This window comes from Candidatus Symbiothrix dinenymphae (assembly GCF_001431085.1).
This window is the reverse complement of record NZ_BBRU01000208.1, coordinates 1-656: the sequence shown is the minus strand read 5'-3', so window position 1 is coordinate 656 and position 656 is coordinate 1. Positions and strand designations below refer to the sequence as shown.

Annotated in this window: 1 protein-coding gene; it reads right to left on the bottom strand. The window is 39.5% G+C overall.

Going from position 1 to position 656, the window contains the following annotated elements:
* Nucleotides 1–643 (bottom strand): hypothetical protein (locus ASC50_RS02895; RefSeq protein ID WP_226995358.1); only part of this gene is annotated, 643 nt, incomplete at its 3' end.
* Nucleotides 644–656: the final 13 nt, after the last annotated feature.

The following is a 656-nucleotide window of genomic DNA, read 5'->3' as shown; positions in this document are numbered from 1 at the left end:
CCCATACCCATTCGTATTTTATGTCGGGAAGTCGGGGACTGCGCTGCAAAAAAATGTCGATGTAGCCGTTTTCTACTTCTTTTTCGGTGAGCGGCACGTACAATTTGCTTTGAAACAAGCCGTTAAGCAGCATGATTTTGATGTGTTTTTCATTGAAGTGTTGCAAATCGCGGTTCGACAAGCGGCTGAAAATGTTTTGACTTACATATTCGATATAGGGGTGCAGATTACCGTGATGCGCCAATTCCCTGACTGCAGCACTTTGTGCTCGCACATCAATTACAACATCCTCGTTCCAGTCCAGAGTCAACTGTTCCAAATACTCCCAATAAACCGTTCTAATAGAGTAGTTTGGAATTTTTAAGGTAAGAGTATCATCTTGATATTTATCCACCGTGAGCAATCCCATATAAAAAAGCAGTGATATAAAATAATTGGTGTCTTCCAATCGGTCAATTGAAAATTTGCTGATGACATCGGACACGATTCCATTGTTTTGAACAATTTCTATCAATGTGTTGCGGTTTTCCTCATTTTGAACCATGCGGCGCAAACGGTTGTAATCCGTTTTCAGGTTGTCGTCAATGATGTTTTCAGGAGTTTTCTTAAACGTTAATATCTGATTGAATATATAAAGTACCATAGACGGATTATAT